Source organism: Humibacter antri (genome assembly GCF_054777235.1).
This window is the reverse complement of sequence record NZ_BAAHAW010000028.1, coordinates 102,254-121,832: the sequence shown is the minus strand read 5'-3', so window position 1 is coordinate 121,832 and position 19,579 is coordinate 102,254. Positions and strand designations below refer to the sequence as shown.

The following is a 19,579-nucleotide window of genomic DNA, read 5'->3' as shown; positions in this document are numbered from 1 at the left end:
GCCGCGCGCACGCTCTCAGTGCGGACGCGACAACGTCGCTCGATCGACGCTAGGCCCTCGTCGTCCCTAGAAAGTGATCGAGCACGTAGTCGGCGATCGCAATGGAACTGGTGGCCGCCGGCGACGGTGCGTTGCGCAGAAGTGTCACAGCTCCCACCTGATCAACCGCAAAGTCGTCGAGCAGTTCACCCGTGCGACCCCATGCTTGCGCCCGCACGCCCGCGGCTGATTTGCGGGTGAGATCCGTCGACTTCAACTCGGGAATGAACCTCTGGGCCTTGCGGAAGTAGCGCGACTTGATCAGCGATGCCGAGATCTCGTCCACGCCCATCTTCCAGTGCTCTCGCGCCAGGGGCAATGCGCCGGGCCAGCGCAGTGACTCCCACGTGTCCTTCATCGACAGGGTGAGCCAGTTGTAGCCCTCGCGGGCGAGCGCGGGCACCGCGTTGGGCCCCACGTGCACGTTGTCATAAACGCCACGGGTGAAATGCACTCCGAGGAAGGGGAATCGGGGGTCCGGGACCGGATAGATCATTCCTGCGACCAGGTTGGTGCGGTGTGGAGCAAGTTCCCAGTACTCGCCCCTGAACGGGAGGATCTTCGGCGACGGGTCTGCTCCGACGAATCGAGCCACCACATCGGATTGCAGGCCTGCGCACACAACGACACGGTCGAAGACGTCGTCCGATAGCGAAGAGACCAGCCGGACGCGCCCATTCTCGTTGGCGATCGCTTTCACCTCGTGCCCGAGCTTGACCTGCCCGCCCGCAGCGCGGACGTCCTGAGCCATGGCCTCGGTCACCGAGGCATAGTCGACGACCGCCGTGTGCGGCGAATGCACGGCGGCGACCCCGGCAACGTGAGGCTCTATCTCACGGAGTTCTGCGCGATCGTCCAGTCTCGCCAGGTCAGGCACACCGTTCTCGATCGAGCGTCGCTCGATCTCTGCCAGGGCAGGCAACTCGGATTCGTCGACGGCGACCACGAGCTTGCCGACCTCACGATAAGGGAGCCCCTTCTCCGCACAGAACTCGCGCATCGACGTTCGCCCCATCGCACACAGCGTCGCCTTCAGCGACCCGGGCTTGTAGTACAGGCCGGCGTGTACGACACCGGAATTGTGACCGGTCTGGTGCTGGGCGAGCCGTCCCTCCTTCTCCAGGACGACGACCTCGTCACCCCGTGCGCACAGGGCGCGAGCCAGCGCGATGCCAACGATCCCGCCCCCGATGACGCCGATTCTGCCCCGCATGGTTGCCTTCACCCTTCCCTTGCGCGAACTGGCGGACCAAGACGCTCAATCACCGGCAGTCCCATTCTTCCGGTTGCGATCGGCTCGGCGTCTACGACGCCCCAGTACTGCCAGGAGCACCCAGAGCGCGACGCCCAGCGTTGCGGCAGCGACGCCGATGAGGAGTCCGGGTGGTGTCCACGTCAGCGACAGCGTTCCTGAGCTGATGTTCGCGGGTACTTCCACATAGGCCAATCCTGCAGCGGTCGTTCGTACTTCGACCGGGTGCCCGGCGATCTGCGCAGAGTAGCCCGGCCAAGCAAGACGAGCGAATACGATTCGTCGGTCTCCTCCGCTTCCAGCCCTGAACTCCACGGATTCGCCCCACTGGCCCTGCATCGAATCCCGTGTCACGTCGACCCCGTCACCGACATACGAGACTCGGCCTTCACCGAACGGCACCGGCGCGTCGCGTTTGAAAACGTACGCGCTTGCAGTCTTCTCAGCGAGGGACCAGCCAGACGGAGCGTGCAGGTTACGCACGAAGCCGCGCTGTACCACGACCGTCTCAGCGCGGAGCTGATCAGCGAGTGTCACATCGAAGCCGCGTGCCTTCGCAAACAGCGCGTTCCATGCGTTCGGGCAGGTCATGCCGTTGTACTGCATGCACAATGCTTGATCGAGCTTGGTGAATCCGATCCCCGAATATGCGTTGGGAGACTCCACGCCCGCCACCGCCGGCATGTCGCCCGGGAGGAAGTCGCGCCAGACGCCGTTCGGCCCTGGTTTGATTCCAGGGCCACCGAACTGTGTCACGAAAACGGTCATTCCCTGGTAGCGGCCCTGGACGCGCGACTGAATCTCAGATCTTGACTGGGTGAAGTCGTAATTCGTGACATTGCCATTCGCCGGAGTCACCATGACCTGTGCGCCGAGGAACAGTAACGTTCCCACACTCAGCACCGTGTACAGCCGTGTCGGGGTCTTCGCCCAGAACCAGGCCACCGCGAGCAGGCCGAACGTAGCCAATGCGCAAATGCCGATCCACTTCCACAGCTGCGGGAGGTCGCTGAAGGCCATCCACGCCCCTGCACTCACGGCGACGACGGTCAGCGTGACGCGCAGGCCGACCCGATCCCGATGGAGTCCGCGGCCCAGGAGCACCACGAAGAAGACCATCATGGCAAGGTAGGCGAATGGCAGAAGGCGACCTGGCCAGCGGAACATGCCGAGCTGAGACGGCCCGAGAATGAAAAGCAGGAAGAAGCCCGCGAATGCGAGTATGCCGACCAGCGGCCGCCACTCCTCGCGAGACGCGCGCCACCGCAGCCAGGGAAGCAGGGGGAGGAAGAACCATGCGAGGTAAACGCCTGGCATGGTCATCGGGCGCCCGAACATCATGATCCACGGTTTGTAGACGGGCATGCTCAGGCCGAGCAGGTTACTGAGATTCGGTGATAGCGACTCGTCGTTGTAGATGCCTGAATCGGCGCGGAATCCGACCTGGCTCGTCAGCGCGAAGGTGACGTACACGATGACGCACAGCAGGGCGACCACGGCGCCGATGCCGAGAATCCACCAGATGTCACGCCAGTGTCGTGCGAGCGCCGCCTCGACGGCGACGGCTCCGCCGACGACAGCGAGCGCGACCACCGAGTACGGGTTACCAGTGGACACGAGTACATAACCGCAGACGATTGCGATCGCAGTTGCGCCGGGACGGAATCCGGAACGGTAGGCACGCCGCATCGCCCACCATGCCCACGGAAGGAACGCTTCCCCCGCAGTGGCGTTGATCCACGCCGTTCCGTCGACGAACAGCTCCCAGCCCGCTATCGTCACGGACGCGCCCGCCAACGCGGCCCACCATCGGCGAGCACCATACTCGCGGGCGAGGACATAGATGCCGAGCGCTTCGATGACGAAAAGGCACCACTTGGCGATGCCGATCGCGACCGCCAGGTTGTCGATGGGGTGTGTCACCACCATCAGACCCAGCATGACGGGGTTCCACATGCCCGTGGCGGCCTCGGCGAGAAAGTTTCCGCCGCGCCACATTCCGAGTTCAAGGAACGGAAGCTGCCCCGAGAGGACGTCGGAACCGATCCGCTGCCATACTCCGACTGCGGCGCCTACCGTGTCATCCCAGTAGTAGAACGTGTGATTCCTCAGGAGCGGCAGGAGGAAGCCGATCGACACGATGACGACCATCGAAGCGCCAGGCATCCAGCGCAAGCGGGCCCGTGAGGGTGCTGAACCACTGAGTCGGTTCACGTCTGCGTCGGCAGCATCATTCTCAGGCGGCACATCGTCCTGGGTCACCGTCGCAGCCACTACGCAATCCTTCCATGTCTGGATGTATCGGGCATCCGGCTCCTCAGGCGCCGGGTCGAGGGCCGACCCGGCCCCACGGGATGAGAACGGATCGCTCGGAATACAAGACCATCACATTGAACGGCCGGGTCAGTCGATGCCCGGCTCTTCGTGGTACGAGCCACGACGGCGTCGCACGTAGACGGCGATCAGAACGGCAACGAGGGCGGTCAAAAGATCGGCGCCCACGAACATCAGACGGGATACTGCCGCATATGCGGTGGCTGCCCCGGCGCCCACCAGAGGCGAGATGGCGGTGAAGATGATGAACTCGCGCACACCTATGCCCGACGGAAGAAGAAATGCCACCAGCCCGGCGATCATAGCGATCCCCATCGTGCCGATGCAGAGTGCAAGGGGACTGATGGTCAGTCCCTGCCAGGTGTCGGCGAGAAGCCAGAGGTGAACGCCATAGCAGATGTAGGCGAGAAAGGCGAACGCCAATGACCTCGCGACGGCGCGGATGCGGATCGGATGATCGGGGATCGGGCGTCGTAGAAGCCGGAAGCCGAGATTGGCGACCGCAGTGAGGATACGTGGGTGCAGAAGCAGGAGCGCCACGGGGAGGACCAGATACAGCCACGGAAGCCAGTGCAGCGCAGGATGCTCGGCCATCAAGGGAAAGACGGCCAACGATCCGGCGAGCAGCGCGGCCACCATGATGACGGCGAGATTGAAGACGGTGGCGGCGAAAACGCGCGTCCGGGACAGTCCCGCCTGGCGTCCCAATTCGATCTGGAGCACGTAGGCCCACACTGATCCTGGAAGGTACTTTCCGAGGGAACCGACCAAGGAGATCTGCGCACCGCGCCCGATACCGATCGGAGGACCGAGTTCGTCGACGAACGCTATCCAACTCAGAACTGAGAAGTAGATCCCCGCGAGGATCGCGATGAAGGCGAGGACGACTCGCGGCCATTGCATGTGCGTCACGGTGCCGAGAACGACGTTCCAATTGATCCACAGCTGCCACACTGTCGCTGCGACGACCGCGACGATCAAGACGACCCTGAGTACCGAAAGAACGATCTTCCTGGTGCTCTTGTGCGCAGGAACGGTCGGCAACCCGCCCGACCGCGGATCGCTCGGTTCGGCGATGACGTGCTCCGGCTGTTGCTCCGCTCCCGTCATGCGTCCATGCCGATCGCGTTCTCCATCGGCTTGCGCTCTCCATGTGCGAGCCACCACTCGACGGCCGCTGCAGAGACGTGCCATCCGTTCGCGACGATATCGGCGTCCGTGCCTGCTTCAAGGGTCTGGTGCCATCGGTCGATCTCGGTGGCGGATGCGTTCAATTTCCGCAGCACGTACTCGTTGACTCCATGCACTCGACCAGGTGAACCATATGCTTTCGCGAAGGGCGGGACGTCGCGAGTGACAGGCGTTCCCATTCCCACCATGGCGCCTGGCCCGACGATGCGGCGTTGGTGCACTGTCGCTCCCATGCCGATGTTCGCGTGCGCGCCGATCTCCACATGTCCGCCGATCCTGACCCCGGCCGAGATCGTCACATCGGGCCCCACTGCAACGTCGTGAGCCAGATACGCGGAGTTCAGGATCCAGGTCCGAGCGGCCACGGTGGTAGGGCGGCGCGAGCCTTGGTGGATGACGACGTTCTCGCGAAGAACGACGTCTTCCGCGATCTCCACACCTTCGTATCCGGCTTCATCCGCCCAGCCGACCCGTTGCGGCAGAGAAGAGATCTCCGGCGGACCCCCGATCTGGGCACCGGGGCCGATCCACGAACGGTCTCCGATCGAGGCCGGACCGAGAATCACCGCGTGCGGTCCGATCGTGACACCGTCACCGAGCATGACGGAGTCGCCGATGACCGCCGTCGGATGGATCTTGTTCATGGAAACACGCTCGGATAAGAGATGAACGGGACTCGCTTTCCTTCGAAGGGCTCGCGGCCTGTCCCCGGTGGCGCCCGCGCACGGGCAAGGTCAATGGTGCACCGGCATGGTACCGCACGCGAACTGGACTCGTGATGAGCGTGGCATGCGATCCACTCGGTAGGATGGCGGCTGGCAATCGCGCGTCCCGTCAACTTCGTGAGGTGTCCTCGTTGATCCCAATTTCCACGGTCAAGCTCGATCGGTCCGTCGAGGAGCGCGTACTGGGCGTGATCCGCTCCGGAACAATCGCGCAGGGTCCCGTCGTCGCGGAGTTCGAGGAGAGGTTCGCAGCGCTGGTCGGCGCAGAACATGCTGTCGCTGTGAACAACGGCACCACTGCACTCGTTGCCGCCATCAAGGCATTGGAGCTGCAGCCAGGCGACGAGGTGATCACCTCACCGTTCACATTCATCGCGACCATCAACGCCATACTCGAAGCCGGGGCGAGCGTTCGTTTCGGCGACATCCGACTCGAGGACTTCGGTCTGGATCCAACGAGCGTGGAGCCGTTGATCAACTCACGCACGCGGGCGATCGTCCCGGTCCACCTCTACGGTCAGGGCGCGGACATGGTCGAGCTCGTCCGAACAGCCGAAAGGCACGGGCTACGGATCGTCGAGGATGCCGCGCAGGCGCACGGGGCCACCGTTGACGGACGCGGTGTCGGCACGTTCGGCCTCGGATGCTTTTCGTTCTATGCGACCAAGAACCTTACGACGGGTGAGGGCGGGATGATCACCACATCTGACGATTCGTTGGCGGCTCGGCTTCGAGTGATGCGCAATCAGGGCATGCGGCAGCGCTACGAATACGTGATGGCCGGCCACAACTATCGGCTCACCGACCTTCAGGCGGCCGTGGTCATCCCTCAGCTGGACTCGTACGCGCAGCAGGTTGCTACGCGTCGGCGCAACGCCACGGATTTGACCGCCATGTTGACAGACATTCGGGGGCTCGCGCTTCCGCGGACCATGCCAGGGCGCGAGCACGTCTGGCACCAGTACACCGTGCTACTCCCCGAGGGGACCGATCGAGATGCAGTCTCATCGGGCCTTGCTCAGAAGGGTGTCGGATCGGGTGTCTACTATCCGAAATTGGTGACGGATTACGCCGCTTACCATGGACGCTCGGACGTGCATATCGGGGAGACTCCCGTTGCGGCGGAGGCGTCACAGCGTTGCCTCTCGCTTCCTGTTCATCACCACTTGACGGAAGCGGATGTGGCCACCGTCGGCGCTGCCGTCCGTGAGGTTCTTGGCTGATGGCCGCGAAACTCACTTTCGCCTTGGTCGGTGCAGGGTCGATGGGACGCAATCATGCCCGGGTGATCAATGAGAGCCCGGATGCGTCCCTGGTCGCGATCGCCGACCCGTTCCGCGAAACAGCCGAACCGGTCGCCCGATCATATGGTGCGAAGTGGGTGGCCGGAGTCGACGATCTTCCCGATGTCGACGCGGTCGTCGTTGCCGCGTCGACCGAGTTCCACTACGACATCGCTGCCCAGATTCTTCGCAATGGCAAGCCGCTCCTCATCGAGAAGCCGGTTTGTCCCTCCCTTGACCAGACGGCCGAGATCCTCGATCTGGCCGAGCGCGCAGACGTGCCGATCGTGTGCGGCCTGCTAGAGCGGTTCAACCCGGCGGTCGTGTTGGCGCGGAAGATGATCGAGGATCCCGTATATGTCCGTGCCGAGCGCCACAGCCCGTATGCGCCTCGTATCAAGACCGGGGTGGCCTGGGATCTGCTCGTGCATGACCTCGACCTCGTCATTCAGCTTTTCGGCGAAGGCGATCCCGAGTCGACTCAGGTTCAACTCGCACGGGTGCATCCGCTTTCGCTTCCCGGCGCCGAAGACGTGGTCGAAGCGAATCTGAAGTTCAGTTCCGGTGTCGCATCCGTCTCGGCGAGCAGGATCGCGCAGAAGAAGGTTCGCTCGCTCACCGTTCAGACGCTGAACACGATGTACGAGATCGACCTGCTTCGGCGCACGCTGACGCTCTTCCGGCACGCGATCGTCGAGGAGCGGGAGTCAGGAGGCGCCGGCTTCCGCCAATCGACCGAGATGGAGATTCCCGAAGTCACCGGTGGTGAACCATTGGCGATGCAGTTCGCGTACTTCCAGAAACTCATCCGAGGCGGGGGTGACATGGTCGCAGAGCGAGAGTCGATCATCCCAGCGCACCGTATCGTGGCTCAGGCACTCGCGGGCAGAGTCTGAGCCACGGCACGGCGCCCACCGGTGGGAGCCCCTTGAGCGTAGGTGTCGATCAGCGGCGCACCGGCCCGAATCGCGGGCGGGGATTGGCCTCATCACCCGGGACGACCTCGGCGACGATGCGTGCCGGGTTACCGGAGACGACGGTCCTCGAAGGCACGTCTGCGGTCACCACCGAGTTCGGCTGAATGATCACCTCATCGCCGACTGTGACACCGGCGAACACCACGACGTTGCTGCCAACGAAGACGCGGCTTCCGATCACGGTCGGCTCCCGCTCGATCTCGTTGAAGGCTCGGCCCGAGAGGCAACGGTGGGCCGATGAATGCGTGTAGATCTTGGCGCCCGGGCCGATATCGCAACCTTCACCGATGGTGAGCCCGCCAGAACCGTCGATGACGGTAAAGGGGCCGATCCAGGTGCCTTCACCGATCTGGGGGTCGCCGATGATCCAACAGAACGGATGGTAGGGGTTCTCCGGGAATGGAGAGTCCATCAGCGCGATGCCTCGTAACGAATGAGATCCGTCATTCCCTCCCGCACGGGAATCTCCGCTTCGAAACCGATCAACTCTCTGGCTCGCGACACGTCGGCGCGACGACGGCTGACCAGTACATCGCGGGGGCTGAACTCCGGCTCCACGTCTGCCCCGATGGCCTCGATGAGTATGTTGGCCAGATCCCGAACACTCGTCTCGATACCCGTGCCTACGTTGACCGCTGCATTCCCCTTCTCCGCCTCAGCGGCGAGGACCACGGCGCGGGCGACATCCTTCACGTGGATGAAGTCCATCGACTGATCGCCCTTTCCGTCGATGATGGGCGGCTCGCCGTTGCGCAGACGATTCACGAAGTGGTTGATGACCGAAGTGTAGTAGGCGGTCGTCTTCTGCCCGGGGCCGTAGACGTTGAAGAAGCGGAGAGCGATCCAACTGAGGTCACTTCGACGGCCGTAGTAGGCGAGTAGGTCCTCGCCAGTGCGCTTACCGATGCAATAGGGCGTGAGCGGATGCAGCTCGTCATCCTCGTGCATCGGAAGCTTCTTGGGATCTCCGTATACCGACGCACTTGACGCATAGACGACACGAGCCACGCCGTGCTCCGCGGCGCTGGAGAAGACGTTGTGTGATCCGACCATGTTGATGTCGACAGAGCTGTACGGGTCGGCGACGCTCTTGTGGATCGAGTCCGCCGCGAGATGGATCACTCGGTCCGCACCCTTCATTGCAGCGGTGACTGCCGCACCCGACCGGATGTCTTGGTCGACGACGTCGACGAGCCCGGTCTTTGCCAGTTCGTTCGCACGGTCCCGGTCACCCCGCCACATGCTGTCGAAGATCCGGATTCTCCAGTCACGCTCGAGTAGCTGTTCGACGACGTGGAGGCCGATGAAGCCTGCGCCACCCGCGACGAAGATCGTTCCCTTTTCCGACATGACGATGAGTTCTCCTTGGTTTGAGGGGTTCCGAGGGTGGGTGGTTCGCGGCGTCAGGGCTTCAACGACGCGGAGGAAACGACATCGCGCAGAACCGTTGCGACGTGCTCGACGTCGTCATCGCTCAGATTCGCGTGCATCGGTATCGCAAGGTGACGCGCGAACAGATCGGCGGAGACTGGGAGCGGCTTCTGCTCGCCATAGAGAGGCTGAACGTGACTCGCATACGTCCCGAAGTTGCATCCGACCCCGCGATCGCGGAGCGCAAGAGCGACTGCGCCCCGATCGAGCCCGTGCGCGATCGTCACAACGTACGACTGCCACGTGTGCGTGCGATCAGCAAGCTCGACAGGAAGCTGGACCTGATCGAGGTCCCCGAGGAGTTCGTTGTACAGGCTGGCGATGCGGGCACGCGCAGCAAGCAGTTCCGGCATTCGCCGGAGTTGCACGCGCATGATCGCGGCCTGCACGTCGGATAGCCGATAGTTGTAGCCGAGTTCGTCGAAGGAAGGTACGGGAAGCGCGCTCTCCCCGGCCCGAGCGATCGCCGGCGAGATTCCGTAGGTGTGCAACTTCCGGGCATGCTCGACGAGTTCTCCGCGACGCGAAACCAGAGCGCCACCCTCGCCGGCGGTTATCCCTTTGCGCCCGTGGAAACTGAAGGCTGCGACGTCCGCGATGCCGCCAACGGGGCGCCCTTTGTACGTTGCACCTGACGCACATGCGGCATCTTCAAGGAGCCAGAGCCCGTGTCGGTCGGCGATCGTGCGGAGTTCGTCGAAGTCCGCAGGCTGGCCGAACGGATCAACCGCGATTATGCCTACGGTGCGTTCCGTGATCGCGTCTTCCACCTGGTCGACATCGATCGACCAGATGTCGGGACGGACGTCGACGAACCGAGGATTGGCTCCCGCCCACAGTACGGAGTGGCCCGTGGCGGGAAATGTGTAGTCCGCAACGATCACCTCGTCACCAGGCTTCACCCCGAGCACCAGCTGAGCGAGATGGAGTGCGGACCCGCAGTTGCTTGTGGTGAGCGCTGCCGACGCATTCAGCGATTGCGCGAACTCACGCTCGAACGCCACACATTGAGGGCCGGCGCCTGACAGCCAACCCGATGCGAAAACCTCCGCGACCGCTTCGAGTTCTTGCTCACCCACAGTGGGTTGGCCCAGCGCAACCTGACGCGTCATTCCTTCTACTTCCTGAGTCGTGGGTATCAGTCTAGTGGCGGAGTTTCGTTCGTCTGATCGATCGCCGGCCGCTGCGGCGCGAGACACGGATGCGGTTGTGTTTGCGATCAGATCGCCACTTATCCGTGCTGCAGACACGACCGGACTTGCCGGCACAGAGTCGCTCAGTCCTGGCTCTCGTCGGTCGTACGATCCTCGACGGAGCGCACGATATAGACGGGGCGACGGCGCGAATCGTCCCCGGCACGCCACACGTACTCGCCGAGCACGCTGATGGCCCCGAGATTCACTCCACCGACCGCAAGGACCAATCCGGCGATCAGCGCCACACCGGCACCGCCGTTCGCTGGTGTGAACAAGAGAACCAGGGCGGTCAGCAGGGCCAATAGGCCAAGCAGTCCGAAGACGATCCCAACGGCGGTCAGCCATTGCAGCGGAGCGTGCGAGAACTCGACGAATGAGTCGACGACCAGCTTCAGCTTGCGCCTGAGCGTCCACTTGCTCACACCGTGCGGGCGCGGGATCTGCTCGAAGTAGACGCTTCGTTGGTCGAAGCCGACCCATGCGAGCATCGCCATCACGTTGCGATTCAGCTCGGGCATCTTGTTGAAGACATCGAGAGCTGCCCGCGACACCAACACGATCGAGGGGCCTTCTTTCGGGAGGCTCGGCACATCGCTGGTCGCCTGGTAGATCTTCGAGAAATTCGTTGCGAACGAGTCGCTCAGGCCCTTGCTCGTCGCTCGAATGGACCGCAGACCCCAGACGATGTCAGCACCCGCGCGCCACTCGGCTACCATCTCGGCGACCGCTGACAACGGCTCCTGTCGATCGGCGCTCAACGTGATGGCCGCATCTCCGGACGCGTAGGCGAATCCCGCTGAGATTGCGGCGTGCGACCCGAAGTTGCGAGAGAACCGCACGATCTTGACAGCGTCACGAGCGTCGAACGCATTTGACAATGCACTAGCGGTACCGTCTTGAGAACCGTCGTCGATGACCACGAGTTCGATCGCCAGTTCCGGCAGCGCTTCACAGACCTCGTGGTAGAAGTCGGCGATCTCGCTCGCGAAATCGGCCTCCTCGTACGCAGGCATTACAAGGCTGAGCTTCGGATGATGGGCGGCCATGATGGCGGATTCCTGTCGATGTTTTCGGCTGCGAATGCTTCTCGCAGCCCTTGTTTCACGGCGAACCCCCCGAGAGTACCAGCCACGCAGTGCGGTTCCGAGGCGATGAGGTCGGGTGCAGAAGGGGCCGGAGCTCCTCTCGCATCGTCGACGGGAATCACTCCGAGGTAGGGGTCTTCGGGTACCGCAGGGTGACGCGCCGAGGCCCCCGATCGCGAAGGCTGGCGTGGTGCCGTCGAGAGGCGGCAGACGAGGGGAGAGAACCATCGAAAGCGTGAACGCCTTCATAGCAGCCGTCGTCTCCACGCCGTGGATTCCGATCGTGATCGTGCTGGCCGTACTCATCGACGCGTTCTTCCCGCCGGTGCCGAGCGAATCGATCGTGATCGCGGCCGCGGCCGCTGCCGTGTCGATGGGGCAGCCGAACATCGCGCTCGTCGTCGCGTGCGCCGCGGCGGGTGCGATCGCCGGCGACAACCTCACGTTCGCCATCGGCCGCAAGGTCGGCCTGGGTCGCTACGCCTGGATGCGTCGGCCTCGCCTGCGCGCCGCCCTCGATTCGGCGGGTCGCGGCATCGCCAGACGGCCGGCTGTCTTTCTGATGTCGGCCCGGTACATCCCCGTCGGCCGTGTCGCGGTCAATCTGGTGACGGGTGCATCCGGTTTTCCGAGACGGAAGTTCTTCCTGCTCTCTGTGCTCGCCGGCGTGAGCTGGGCCGCGTATTCCGTGGCGATCGGGCTTCTCGCCGGGCACCTGCTGCACGGGAATGCCCTGCTCGGTATGCTCGTCGGGATCGCAGGAGGCCTCGCATCCGGGGTGATCGTCGACCGGGTGATGCGACTCGTCATGCGGCGGGATGCCAGAGCCCGCGAAGCCGGGGTCGACCCGGAGCCGGCTGAAAGCGAGTCACGGGAATCCGACTACATCGGAGCGGAATGAACGATTCGCCTGATCCGGGCACGCAACGCCTGTCGGTCGGCCGCATCGCACTCTGGGCGGTCGTGATCTCGGGGGCCGTCGCCGTGCTCTCGATCAGTGCGCCCCTTTCGGCCGCGGCGTTCGGAGTTCCTGTCGCAATCGCGCTCGTGCTGGGGCTGGCCCAGGCGGCAGCCATGGTGTTCGCATTGACGATGCCGCTCGTGGCCGCCACGCTCAGCGTCGCCTCGGTTCTCACGTTCGCCCTCGTCACCCCTCCGGGTGGGCCCTGGCCTGTGATGGTGACCTCGATCGTCGCCCACTCCTGCGTCGTCCTCCTGATCAGTAGAAGCCGCTGGCTCACAGGGCTCGCAGCTCTCGTCGCGGCGGGACTCGGCACGACGGTCATCGCCCTGGCCCGCCAGGTGCCGGCCGGATCCGTCGGGGCGACCACGGCCGACCTGGTCGTCTTCGTCTCGGTTGCGGGTGTGGCGTGGCTGATCGGCCTTCTTCTGGGTAAGTGGTCGACGGTGCGTCGCCAGCTCGCGCGCGAGCAGGCCGTCTCGGCGGCAGAGCTCGCACGTCGCCAAGCGGCCGAGGAGCGCGCCCGACTCGCGCGGGAGCTGCATGACGTGGTGGCGCACGGCATGAGTGCCATCCAGGTGCAGGCATCCTCTGCGCGTTACAGGATCGCGTCGCTTCCTGCAGATGCCGCTGAAGAATTCGACGGCATAGCGGCGCTGGCGCGAACCTCCATGAGCGAGATGAGGGCGCTCCTCGCGGTTCTGCGCAGCGACGGAGCGGAAGCCGAATCGGTGCCGCAGCCTACGGCGGCCGACGTTCCGCAACTCGTCGAGTCTGCGGGGAGAACGGGCTCGCGGATTCAGCTGGACGCGCCGCTCCTGCGAGGGAGCACCGCCGACCTCGACCCCGTGCTCTCGCTCACCATCTACCGCATCGTTCAGGAGTCCCTGAGCAACGTGACACGGCATGCAACTGGCGCGGACGTCATGATCACGCTGGAGCGGCTTCGCGACACCGTGCACGTGGAGGTGCGCAACGGCGCTGGAGCGGAGGCGCGGGGGAGCGACGTGGTCGCGGATGCCGGGGGTCACGGAATCCGCGGCATGCGCGAGCGAGTGGCCCTGCACGGTGGCACGCTAGAGGCTGTGCCCACGGACGACGGCGGCTTCGTCGTGCGTGCGTTCCTCTCCGTTTCCCGACCGTGAAGGATCCGCCCATGACCATCAACGTGCTCGTCGTCGACGACCAGGCGATGGTGCGTGCCGGCTTCTCGGCGATTCTCGACGCACAGGACGGCATCCACGTACTGGGGCAGGCCGCGGACGGCGCCGAAGCGGTGCGTCTGGCCAGGAGCCTGCGCCCGGATGTCGTGCTGATGGACATCCGCATGCCGAATCTGAACGGCATCGAGGCGACTCGCGAGCTGGTCAACCCCAGCCGTGGCGAGCCCCACGTTCCCCGTGTGCTGGTGCTCACCACATTCGACGCGGACGACTACGTGTACGACGCGCTGGCTGCGGGGGCGAGCGGATTCCTGCTCAAGGACGCGCTGCCGGAAGAGCTCGTGCAGGCGGTGAGGGTCGTCGCCGCAGGCGACGCGCTGCTCGCGCCGAGTGTGACCCGGCGGCTGCTGGAGCGCTTCGCTGCGCAACGACCGGCCGCGCCGCGCCGGGCGCAGGCGCTCGCCGATCTCACCGAGCGCGAGCGGGAGATCCTGGTGCTCATCGGTGGTGGACTCTCGAACGGTGAGATCGCGTCGGAGCTGTTCATCGCCGAGCAGACCGTGAAGACCCACGTGAGCCGCATCTTCACGAAACTCGGCGTGCGGGATCGCGTGCAGGCGGTCATCCTCGCCTTCGACAGCGGGCTGATCGAACCCGCGTCCTGAGCGGCCCGCTTCGCCCGGACGGTACCGCGGTAGGGGAGCGAGATGGCTCCCCTGGGTGACGCGGTGCCCGAAGCCTTCTCCGTACCGTCTGCTGGACGGCCCAGCCCGGCCGCTCAGATGAGGAGAAGCCCGTGTCCGTCGATGTACAGCCTTCGGTGCGATCAGCACGACAATCACCGCGACGCGCGCGGGACGGTGCCGTGGATCTCGCGCGAGCGTGGTGCCTCACCATGGTCGTGGCGCTGCACGCGCTCATGGTCGGAGTATGGGTCGGCCCTCACGGCCCCGTTCTGCAGAACGCGCTCGAGGGCTGGGCCGGCTTCGCACCGTTCACCTGGGTGGTGCAGATCATGCCGTTGTTCTTCGTGCTCGGCGGGTTCTCCGCCTTCACGCAGTGGACCGCGCTGAGCGCTCGCGGTGTGGCGGCACCTGAATACGTCGGCATCCGGATGCGCAGGCTGCTGCGCCCTGCTGTCGCTGCGATCGGCGCGATGGTGGTCGTTCTGTCCGTGCTGAGCATCCTGCACGTGCCGACGGAGATCGTGGCGGTCGCCGGGTTCCGGCTCAGCCAACCCCTGTGGTTCCTCGGCGTGTATGCCCTCACCACTTCTCTCGTGCCGTTGATGGTCGCCGTGCATCGCCGTGCGCCGATCGCCACGGTGTGCACGCTCGCACTCGCGGTGATCGCCGTCGATATCGTCAGAGCCGCCACGGGCGCGGCTGGCGTCGGCTATCTCAACCTCGGGTTCGTGTGGCTGCTGGTGCAGCAACTCGGATTCTGGCTGGCGGACGGACGCATGCCGCGCTCCAGGACGCGCCTCTGGATGCTCGCCGCCGGATCGTTCGGGCTCCTCACGATCCTCTGCGGAACGGGGGCGTACTCGTTCGACCTGCTGGCCGATCTCAATCCTCCGTGCGGTGCGCTCGTGCTTCTCGGCGTCGGCCAGCTGGCGCTCTTCTGCCTCCTACGCCCGGCTTTACGGACGGTGCACGACGCGCGCGTCGTGCATGCGGTCAGCGCGTGGATCAACGCCCGCGCGATGACGATCTACCTCTGGCACATGCTGGTGCTCGTGCTGCTGGCCGGTGCGCTCCTTCTCATGGGCGAGCACCTGCCGGTTGCGCTGGATGCCGCGTGGTGGACGACGCGGCCGATCTGGCTCGTCTGCGTGGTCGCGGCTGTTGCGCTGGTGACGCGCGCCGCCGGCCGCTGGGAAGTGAAGGCCGCCCCGACTCTGGGCGCAGAGCGCACGACAAGCGTGCTGGCGGCATCCGCATCGTCCGTGCTGGCGGCCGGAGGCGTCGTGATCCTTCTCACTACGGGTATCACCGTGGTCGGAGGGGTCGTCGGCCTCGTCCTGATCGCCGCCGCTCTCATCGCGGTCACGCCACGGCCGGAACGCGTCGACGCGCCTATGCCGAGGCTCAGCCCCGTTGCGGCGCCAACTGGGGAATGAGCTCGTCCAGCACCTCGATGGTGTGCTTCCAACCGGTGACCGCGAGCGTCGGCACGCCGAGGGCGAGCACGGGATAGTCGTTGCCGTCGGGATCGAGGCGGTCCCCGATGAAGAGCATGTCGGTCAATCGGATGCCGGTCAGCTCGGAGAGCCGTCCGATCCCGTATGCCTTGTCGATGCCGCGCCTGGTGATATCGACGGATGTCGAACCGCCCGAGCGCACCTCGAGGTCCGGCAGCAGTTCCTGCACGGCGGCCCGGAGGGTGTTCTTCTTCTCGCCCGTTGGATCCCAGGCGGCTTTCGCCTCGACCGGGGCGGACTGGCCCAGGGCGGAGAACGTGATCTGCGACCCCCGGTCCTCGAGGATCGGCCCCCACGTCTGCTCCTCCCAATAGCCGAGCCGCCGGGCTTCCGACTCGACTGCGTCCAGCGCCTGCGTCTTCTCGTCGTCGCTGAGATCTTGCGCGTAGACCTTCGCCCATGCGCCTTTCTGGAACCGGTAGTACTGGGTGCCGCAGGTCGGCATCAGGTGCAGCCGCTCGAGAGCGGCGGGGGAAGCATCCGTCAGCCTGTCGATCACCTGTTTCGAGAACTGCCCGAACTGCCCGCCGGAGATGACGCACACCGGCACGACGTCGAGCAGTGCGGTGAGGCGCTGCGCCATCGTCGGGTCGAGCGGCGACTTGGATGCCGCGAGCGTGTCGTCGAGGTCGAAGGCGACGAGACGGGGTCGGTAGGTGATCGAAGGCATGGGTCCTGAAATGTCGGGCACGTCGTGCTGGAGCGGTCGAATGGTCAGAGTTCCGCGTGCAGGCGCCACACCTGCTCGGCTGAGGCACGCCAACTGAACGCGGCGGCGCGGTCCATTCCTGCGAACCGCAGGCGCTCCCGGAGCGGCTCGTCAGTGAGCACCGAAGAGATCGCCTCAGCTAGCCGAGCCGGGTAGCGCTCGGGGTCATCCTTCGCGACCGTGACGCCGGCGCCGAAGGCGACCTCGCTCACCGCTGGATCGTCGGAGTGCACGACCGGCGTGCCGAAGCGCATCGCTTCGATCACGGGCAGGCCGAAACCGGACGACAGGTTCGGGTACGCGAACACCGCCGCACGGCTGAGCACCACGGCGAGGTCAGGGTCGTTGAGGGCTCCGAGTACGCGTACCCGCCCCTCGGGGAGACCGGCTTCCATCGCCACGGTCGACACGCGCTCCCCATGGAACTCATCCTGTCCGGCGACCACGAGGGGCAGACCGGCGAGCGACGGTTGGGCCATCGCAGTGATCAAGGGGCGTAGACCCTTGCGTGGGTCGAGACTGGAAACCGTTGCGATATAGCGCTGCGGTAGTCGAAGGGCTTCAGCGCGGGCATCGGCGTCTGAAGGCACGCGGAGGGCGTCGGACGGGGCACCGCCGATCACTCGGATGCGGTCGCCGAGCTTCGCGATGTCGTCCAGTTGCTCCGCGACCGCATGTGTGGGCACCACGACAGCATCCGCGAACCTGCGCGCCCGCTTCACCATGGACTTCTGCCACGCGGCTTCGACCACGCCCACCGCATCCGGTGATGTCCACGCGGAGACATCGTGTACGGTGACGGTCGTCTGATCCAGCGAGTCCTTCGCGTCGTGCTTGAAGAGCGGGGCGAGCAGGCTCGGGGCATGGATGAGCCCGCCGCCTAGTGGGAGCTTCACACCCATCTGCCAGGCCAATGCGAGTTCCCGCGAGCCGACCGGCAGCGAATGGACACCTATCAGGCCCGGGACGAGCTGCTGCAAGCGGCGACGATCCGCCTCGCCCCGCGCGGCGACGATTCCCTCGACGGCGCAACCATGCGGGGCTGTGGCGATCAGCTGGCGCGTCAGTTCGAGGCTGTATCGGGAGATGCCGTCTGGCACGTCCGTGAGCACATCGTCAACGATCACCCGCAGGGTTGTCATCGAATGCCTTTCGGTCGAACGCCTCGGCCAGCGCTTCTCGCCAGTCTCGCATCACGGGAAGCCCGGCCGCACGCCAGGCGTCGTGGCCGAGCACGGAGTACGCGGGGCGGGCGGCGGGGCGCACGAACTCGCCACTCGTGGTGGGCTGCAATCGTTCCGGGTCAAGACCGGCGTGTTCGAAGGCTTCTCGCGCGAAGCCGAACCACGTGGTCTCGCCGCTTGCCGTGCCGTGGTAGATACCGGCGGGAGCGTTCGAGTCGGCCAGCCTGACGAGCTGCTCGGCCAGGTCGCAGGTCCAGGTGGGCTGGCCGCGCTGGTCGTCGACCACGGTCAGCGTGTCATGTGTGGCGGCGAGGCGCAGCATCGTCTTCGGAAAGTTCGGCCCGTGCTCCCCGTAGAGCCAGGCGGTGCGCACGATGTAGGTGCCCTCCGGATGCGCGGCCAGCGCCAGTTCTTCGCCCACCGCCTTCGTGCGGCCGTAGGCGTTCAGGGGATCGCGCGCCGCGTCCTCGGAGTACGGTGCGCTTGCGTCGCCCTTGAAGACGTAGTCGGTCGAGATGGTGACGAGCTTCGCGCCCGTCGCCCGACCCGCGAGCGCGAGATTCTCCGTGCCGAGGGCGTTCACGGCGTACGCGGCGTCTTCGTGCGATTCCGCGTCATCCACCTTCGTGTACGCCGAAGCGTTGAACACGACGTCGTGACCGCTCACTGCGTCGACCACGGCTCCGCGATCGGTGACGTCGAGGTCCGTCCGGGACAGAGCGGTGACCTCGCGGCCGGCGAGGACAGCTTGCAGGTCGCGACCGAGCATTCCGGACGCGCCGGTGATCAGGTAGCGCATGCCTACTGCCCCTGTGCCGCGTAGCGGTCTTCGGTCGCCTGCTTCTGCGGTCCCCACCAGTCCTCGTGGTCCTTGTACCACTGGATCGTCGCGGCGAGGCCGGCCGCGAAGTCGCCGTACCGAGGCGTCCAGCCGAGCTCGGAACGCAGCTTCGTCGAGTCGATCGCGTAACGCAGGTCGTGCCCGGGGCGGTCGGCGACGAGGTCGTAGGCATCCGCCTGGTGACCAAGCTCGGTGAGGATCAGCTCGACGACCTGCTTATTGTTCTTCTCGCCGTCGGCTCCGATGAGATAGGTCTCGCCGATACGGCCCTTCTCGAGAATGGTGAGCACTGCGGAGGAGTGGTCGTCTGCGTGGATCCAGTCGCGCACGTTCTCGCCCGTTCCGTACAGCTTGGGGCGCTCGCCGCGCAGCACGTTGGTGATCTGGCGCGGGATGAACTTCTCCACGTGCTGGTACGGGCCGTAGTTGTTAGAGCAGTTCGAGATCGTCGCCTGCACGCCGAACGAACGCACCCAGGCGCGCACCAGCAGATCGCTGCCCGCCTTGGTCGAGGAGTAGGGGCTCGACGGGTTGTACGGTGTCGACTCCGTGAACCGGGCCGGATCGTCCAGGTCGAGGTCGCCGTAGACCTCGTCGGTGGAGATGTGGTGGAACCGCGTGCCGTGACGGCGGGCAGCCTCGAGAAGTGTGAACGTACCGATCAGGTTGGTGTGCACGAACGGCTCTGGCTCGGCGAGCGAGTTGTCGTTGTGACTCTCGGCCGCGTAGTGCACGACGGCGTCGTGTTCGGCAAGGAGACGATCGACAAGTTCGGCATCCGCAATGTCTCCCTTGACGAACGTGAACCGGTTCCCCGGGAGCCCATCCAGAGACGCGAGGTTGCCTGCGTAGGTGAGCTTGTCGAGCACCGTCACGACGTGAGCGGTGTTCTCGACCAGATAGTGGACGAAGTTCGAGCCGATGAAACCGGCGCCGCCGGTGACGAGGATCTTCATGGGTGCCGGGATGCTTTCTGGTCGTGAGACTGCCGACGAGTCTACCGAA

General features: G+C 65.2%; 18 protein-coding genes. 6 read left to right on the top strand and 12 right to left on the bottom strand.

Annotation, left to right across the window (positions count from 1 at the left end; genetic code table 11):
* Positions 1 to 49 precede the first annotated feature (49 nt).
* The 4 genes from lhgO to ACYVDK_RS12840 all read right to left on the bottom strand — a co-directional run bounded on the left by lhgO (position 50) and on the right by ACYVDK_RS12840 (position 5,460).
* Positions 50 to 1,252 carry an L-2-hydroxyglutarate oxidase gene (gene lhgO / locus ACYVDK_RS12855; RefSeq protein ID WP_460522326.1) on the bottom strand — a complete coding sequence of 401 codons (1,203 nt, stop codon included), beginning with the start codon at positions 1,250 to 1,252 and terminating at the stop codon, positions 50 to 52.
* A gap of 45 nt (positions 1,253 to 1,297) precedes the next feature.
* Complete coding sequence (locus ACYVDK_RS12850; RefSeq protein WP_460522324.1) at positions 1,298 to 3,565, bottom strand: hypothetical protein; 2,268 nt, start codon at positions 3,563 to 3,565, stop codon at positions 1,298 to 1,300.
* Positions 3,566 to 3,694: 129 nt separating this feature from the next.
* The gene (locus tag ACYVDK_RS12845) at positions 3,695 to 4,735 is read right to left on the bottom strand and encodes a lysylphosphatidylglycerol synthase domain-containing protein (protein ID WP_460522322.1); all 1,041 of its coding nucleotides are present in this window, start codon (positions 4,733 to 4,735) and stop codon (positions 3,695 to 3,697) included.
* The gene (locus tag ACYVDK_RS12840; protein ID WP_460522320.1) at positions 4,732 to 5,460 is read right to left on the bottom strand and encodes an acyl-ACP--UDP-N- acetylglucosamine O-acyltransferase; all 729 of its coding nucleotides are present in this window, start codon (positions 5,458 to 5,460) and stop codon (positions 4,732 to 4,734) included. The genes ACYVDK_RS12845 and ACYVDK_RS12840 overlap by 4 nt, the downstream gene beginning before the upstream one ends.
* A 212-nt stretch (positions 5,461 to 5,672) precedes the next feature.
* On the opposite strand from ACYVDK_RS12840, the gene ACYVDK_RS12835 reads away from it, so the two are divergent.
* Both ACYVDK_RS12835 and ACYVDK_RS12830 read left to right on the top strand, forming a co-directional pair.
* A complete protein-coding gene (locus tag ACYVDK_RS12835) occupies positions 5,673 to 6,764 on the top strand; it encodes a DegT/DnrJ/EryC1/StrS family aminotransferase (protein WP_460522318.1) in 1,092 nt (363 codons plus the stop codon).
* The gene (locus tag ACYVDK_RS12830) at positions 6,764 to 7,720 is read left to right on the top strand and encodes a Gfo/Idh/MocA family protein (protein WP_460522316.1); all 957 of its coding nucleotides are present in this window, start codon (positions 6,764 to 6,766) and stop codon (positions 7,718 to 7,720) included. Before ACYVDK_RS12835 ends, ACYVDK_RS12830 begins: the two co-directional genes overlap by 1 nt.
* A gap of 49 nt (positions 7,721 to 7,769) precedes the next feature.
* Here ACYVDK_RS12830 and ACYVDK_RS12825 read toward each other — a convergent pair whose 3' ends face one another.
* The 4 genes from ACYVDK_RS12825 to ACYVDK_RS12810 all read right to left on the bottom strand — a co-directional run bounded on the left by ACYVDK_RS12825 (position 7,770) and on the right by ACYVDK_RS12810 (position 11,441).
* Positions 7,770 to 8,213 carry an acyltransferase gene (locus ACYVDK_RS12825; RefSeq protein WP_460522314.1) on the bottom strand — a complete coding sequence of 148 codons (444 nt, stop codon included), beginning with the start codon at positions 8,211 to 8,213 and terminating at the stop codon, positions 7,770 to 7,772.
* The gene (locus ACYVDK_RS12820) at positions 8,213 to 9,151 is read right to left on the bottom strand and encodes a Rossmann-fold NAD(P)-binding domain-containing protein (protein WP_460522312.1); all 939 of its coding nucleotides are present in this window, start codon (positions 9,149 to 9,151) and stop codon (positions 8,213 to 8,215) included. Before ACYVDK_RS12820 ends, ACYVDK_RS12825 begins: the two co-directional genes overlap by 1 nt.
* A 53-nt stretch (positions 9,152 to 9,204) precedes the next feature.
* Positions 9,205 to 10,344 (bottom strand): DegT/DnrJ/EryC1/StrS family aminotransferase, encoded by a 1,140-nt coding sequence (locus ACYVDK_RS12815; protein ID WP_460522310.1) that lies wholly within the window; start codon positions 10,342 to 10,344, stop codon positions 9,205 to 9,207.
* Positions 10,345 to 10,508: 164 nt separating this feature from the next.
* On the bottom strand, positions 10,509 to 11,441 hold the full coding sequence (locus tag ACYVDK_RS12810; protein WP_460522308.1) for a glycosyltransferase family 2 protein: 933 nt from the start codon (positions 11,439 to 11,441) through the stop codon (positions 10,509 to 10,511).
* 307 nt (positions 11,442 to 11,748) lie between these two features.
* Here ACYVDK_RS12810 and ACYVDK_RS12805 point away from each other — a divergent pair, with 307 nt between their 5' ends.
* From ACYVDK_RS12805 to ACYVDK_RS12790, 4 genes are all read left to right on the top strand, one after another.
* Positions 11,749 to 12,414, top strand: coding sequence for a DedA family protein (locus ACYVDK_RS12805; protein ID WP_460522306.1), 666 nt, complete (start codon positions 11,749 to 11,751; stop codon positions 12,412 to 12,414).
* Positions 12,411 to 13,619 carry a sensor histidine kinase gene (locus tag ACYVDK_RS12800; protein ID WP_460522304.1) on the top strand — a complete coding sequence of 403 codons (1,209 nt, stop codon included), beginning with the start codon at positions 12,411 to 12,413 and terminating at the stop codon, positions 13,617 to 13,619. The genes ACYVDK_RS12805 and ACYVDK_RS12800 overlap by 4 nt, the downstream gene beginning before the upstream one ends.
* An 11-nt stretch (positions 13,620 to 13,630) precedes the next feature.
* Positions 13,631 to 14,302 (top strand): transcriptional regulator, encoded by a 672-nt coding sequence (locus ACYVDK_RS12795; RefSeq protein WP_460522302.1) that lies wholly within the window; start codon positions 13,631 to 13,633, stop codon positions 14,300 to 14,302.
* Between the two features lie 200 nt (positions 14,303 to 14,502).
* Positions 14,503 to 15,759 (top strand): acyltransferase family protein, encoded by a 1,257-nt coding sequence (locus tag ACYVDK_RS12790; RefSeq protein WP_460522300.1) that lies wholly within the window; start codon positions 14,503 to 14,505, stop codon positions 15,757 to 15,759.
* Here the strand turns inward: ACYVDK_RS12790 and ACYVDK_RS12785 are convergent.
* Genes ACYVDK_RS12785 through rfbB form a run of 4 tightly spaced genes read right to left on the bottom strand, consistent with a single transcriptional unit; the run spans position 15,728 to position 19,530 of the window.
* A complete protein-coding gene (locus ACYVDK_RS12785) occupies positions 15,728 to 16,510 on the bottom strand; it encodes an HAD family hydrolase (protein WP_460522298.1) in 783 nt (260 codons plus the stop codon). The genes ACYVDK_RS12790 and ACYVDK_RS12785 overlap by 32 nt on opposite strands.
* 44 nt (positions 16,511 to 16,554) lie before the next feature.
* Positions 16,555 to 17,691: a glycosyltransferase family 4 protein gene (locus ACYVDK_RS12780; protein WP_460522296.1), complete on the bottom strand. Its 1,137-nt coding sequence runs from the start codon at positions 17,689 to 17,691 to the stop codon at positions 16,555 to 16,557.
* On the bottom strand, positions 17,666 to 18,532 hold the full coding sequence (gene rfbD, locus ACYVDK_RS12775; protein ID WP_460522294.1) for an SDR family oxidoreductase: 867 nt from the start codon (positions 18,530 to 18,532) through the stop codon (positions 17,666 to 17,668). Before rfbD ends, ACYVDK_RS12780 begins: the two co-directional genes overlap by 26 nt.
* Before the next feature lie 2 nt (positions 18,533 to 18,534).
* Entirely contained in the window at positions 18,535 to 19,530 is a 996-nt protein-coding gene (gene rfbB / locus ACYVDK_RS12770; protein WP_460522292.1) for a dTDP-glucose 4,6-dehydratase, read from the bottom strand.
* Positions 19,531 to 19,579: the final 49 nt, after the last annotated feature.